3 protein-coding genes and 1 tRNA gene are annotated in these 3,574 nt (G+C 35.3%); 2 read left to right on the top strand and 2 right to left on the bottom strand.

Annotated elements, in window-relative coordinates:
- Positions 1–352 precede the first annotated feature (352 nt).
- Positions 353–799, top strand: coding sequence for an Hsp20 family protein (locus tag I6F66_RS20345; protein WP_007585496.1), 447 nt, complete (start codon positions 353–355; stop codon positions 797–799).
- 60 nt (positions 800–859) lie between these two features.
- On the opposite strand, the gene I6F66_RS20350 is transcribed toward I6F66_RS20345, so the two are convergent.
- Positions 860–2,416 (bottom strand): cryptochrome/photolyase family protein, encoded by a 1,557-nt coding sequence (locus tag I6F66_RS20350; protein WP_197119608.1) that lies wholly within the window; start codon positions 2,414–2,416, stop codon positions 860–862.
- A 191-nt stretch (positions 2,417–2,607) separates the two neighbouring features.
- Entirely contained in the window at positions 2,608–3,069 is a 462-nt protein-coding gene (locus I6F66_RS20355; RefSeq protein WP_197119607.1) for a globin domain-containing protein, read from the bottom strand.
- Positions 3,070–3,499: 430 nt separating this feature from the next.
- On the opposite strand from I6F66_RS20355, the gene I6F66_RS20360 reads away from it, so the two are divergent.
- Positions 3,500–3,573 (top strand) — tRNA-Met (locus tag I6F66_RS20360).
- Position 3,574 lies beyond the last annotated feature (1 nt).

Raw genomic sequence — 3,574 nt, forward strand, 5'->3', positions numbered from 1 at the left:
TCCGATTTACCGAATTGTTGTTTTGCCCAATGAGTATGTTCGTTAATCATAATGTGCCCTCAAACAAGATTTGAAGATCTGATCATGACATTGAGATTTAGTTCAAAAAAATCCCCGCTAATTTCTTAGCAGGGATTTGTGTATAAGAGACAGCTCTTCAGTGCCTTTTTTATTTATTTTTAATAAATTTACTTGAAAACAATTTTACCGTCCATATATAGTTAAGTAGGACGCCTGATGGGTCCTAAATTAAACTTAAACAATTGAAATTTATATTATTAATTAAACTTTGCTTGAGCTTGTTCAATAGAAAAGCACATGCAAAATATCGCTTAAATATGAGGATATTATTATGCGTACAGTAGACTTATCACCACTTTATCGTTCATTTATCGGCTTCGAACATTTAGCATCACTTATGGATGCGGCAGCTAATACAGACAAGCAGCCGAGTTTTCCTCCTTACAATATAGAAGCACTCGATAAAGACAAATACAGAATCACTATGGCCGTTGCCGGTTTTAGTGATAGTGAATTAACCATTGAGTCAGAAAACAACACATTAAAAGTTGCAGGTATTAAAGCTAATAAAGATGAAAATAATGAACGTAAGTTTATTCATCAAGGTATAGCAGAGCGTAACTTTGAACGTAAATTTCAGCTTGGAGACCATGTAAAAGTACTTGGTGCCGATTTAGCTAACGGCTTATTGAGCATAGAGTTACAGCGTGAAATTCCTGAAGCACTTAAACCACGTAAAATAGAAATTGGTAATAGCAATCTAATAGAAGGTAAATAGTCTTCTAAAGTACATATTCCCCTGATTATTTAGCCGCCTCATTTGAGGCGGTTTTTTTACTTAAAGCGCTTCTAAATTATTAAGGTAGTAGGTTGCTTGTTGCAGCGTTTGTTCTTGAAGTGTTTCATCTTGTTTATCCCAGTTTTTATATACCATACCAATACGTGGGTTCTTCTCTAGCCTGTCTCTGTGTCTATTCATGAAATGCCAATACAAGCTATTTAGCGGGCAGGCTTTATCTCCTACTTTTTGTTTAACATCGTACTGACAGCTTTTGCAGTAATCGCTCATTTTATTAATGTAGTTACCGCTTGCAGCATAAGGCTTTGTTGCAATTATTCCATCATCGGCAAACTGACTCATGCCTCGGGTGTTGGGCATTTCTACCCATTCTATGGCATCTATATAAACGCCTAAGTACCAGTTGTCTACGTCATCAGGGTTTATTCCTGTGAGCATGCAAAAGTTCCCAATAACCATTAGGCGCTGAATATGATGAGCATAAGCGGTTTCAAGGCTTTGCTTGAGTGAGTGGCTTAGACAATTCATTTTTGTAGAGCTGTTCCAAAAATAAGATGGCAGTTTATTTTTGGCTTGTAATTGATTTTTAACTGCGTAGTCGGGCATGTTAATCCAATAAATGGCACGTACATACTCTCTCCAGCCTAATATTTGCCTGGTAAAGCCCTCTACTTGCGAGAGGGATATTTCATTGGGTCTTTGTTCGTATTCGCTTATTACACGTTTGATTACATATAACGGGTGGAGTATTTTTGCGTTTAGGGCAAACGATAAACGGCTATGGTACAGGCTGGTATTGTTTTTACTTTGATCTGTCATCGCATCTTGAAAGTGACCAAAGCGACTAAGTAAGTGCTCACAAAAGTATTCAAGAGATTCAATCGCTTGTTTACGCGTTGTTGGCCACTCCAGTGAATGTTCATTTATTTCACCCAAATAAGTGACGTTGTGTTTATTTAAACGAGAAATAATGATGCTAACATCAGTATTGAATAACTTAGGCTCTGGGATGTCGGCTAAGTCTTTTTTAGAAAATTTATTACGATTATTACTATCAAAATTCCATTTGCCACCAGTTGGCTTTGCATCATCAATTAATATATTAAATTGCTTACGCATAGCACGATAAAAGTGCTCCATTGTTACATGCTTGTTTTTTGTAAAGCGTGTTTTTATATCGGTGAACGGTAATAAAAAGTGTTCAGTATCTGTAGCAATTACATTTAATGAGCTATCACTTTTAAACTTAGCTAATTGAGATTTTAGCCTAAACTCGTCAGGGTATTGATATTCAATAGAGTCGCATTGGTATTTATCGGCAACTCGCTTGAGTAATTCAATCAAGTCCTTGTCGTCATCGGTATCATCAAGTGTTAAATGCAAAACATTAAAACCTGCCGTGTTTAATGCAGTTGCAAAGTTTTCCATAGCATTAAAAAAAGCACACAGTTTTTGAATGTGATGTTTAACGTAGTCAGTTTCTTGTTTTAGTTCTGCGATGAGGTAAAGCGTGTCGTCGTCTTTTTGCTTGTACCATGAATGAGATGGGTTTAGCTGATCGCCTAGTATTAGTCTGAGTGTTTTGTGATGGGTCATAGTAAAGCCAAATTTTTTTATACGGACGTATTTAATTAAAGGATCGTTTTACTATTTAACTACGAGTGAATAGAGCAAAAAGGCTTAACCGATTATCAAGGCAATAAAGGCGTGTTGGATCATGGTGTGCAAATGAGTTTAATTAATGGGGAGGTTAAGTAAGTTAAATTGCCACCCCTAAAATTTTATATTTAAATTTTATTACTTTGCTTTTGCTGCATTTTTTGTTGTAACGAAACCACATTAGATACATTAAATAGAATATTGCTGGCAAAGTTTTCAAAATATTTAAGGGCTTTTTTCCAAGCGAGCTGGCTCTCAGGAGTAAAGTGTTTACCAAGGTGCTCTTTAAGGGTTTCGTAAAACGCATCAGATAATGGTGCAATGTCACTTTGCGAAACACTGCTTTTTTTTAGGTACATTAAATGATGTGCTAAAAAAGGAGCTACCGATGCTGGCTTATCTAAATGTTTAACAATTCGTTCTAACACACAAAAAAGGGTAAAACTCTTTTCGTTAAATTGTAAGGCTGTTGGGTAATTCATTTCAATGCTAGATTCAGCCAATTTACTGTGAAATCGAGCCGTGAATGCATGAAAATTTGGCTTAATAATTGTTAAGTTATTTAACAATGCTGATTGTTGTTGGTTCATTTTTATCTCGCTGCAGTGAGTAATAACTATTATTATTAAGTGGCATAAAATTGATTATAGCGGGCAGATAAAATTCTGCACGTTTTTTTAGTGTTAAAGTATGGGTTTTAGTTATATCAATTTATTTTCTAGTAAATTGTAAGCATCTAGAAGGTACTAAGGTAGCTCAAATTTAGTTTGTTTGATTTTCACTCAAAAATAATAAGCTGTAATATTTAATAATTTAGAGACAGCATTTTATAAAATTGATTGATTACTTATGTTACTTATATATACATTAAATTAGCATCTTGACGAATTGGAAATTTTATAAACTAATTGCGTATTATAGTTGCTAATCATCCCGTACATCCTTATAATAGCGGCCATTGTTTAGCATGTTGTAAAACAGCTAACAGCGATATTAAATTTAAAGTTTGATATCTATTGGCGCGGGATGGAGCAGTCTGGTAGCTCGTCGGGCTCATAACCCGAAGGTCGTCGGTTCAAATCCGGCTCCCGCAAC

Source organism: Pseudoalteromonas sp. NZS100_1, from assembly GCF_015864285.1.
GTDB lineage: Bacteria > Pseudomonadota > Gammaproteobacteria > Enterobacterales > Alteromonadaceae > Pseudoalteromonas > Pseudoalteromonas arctica.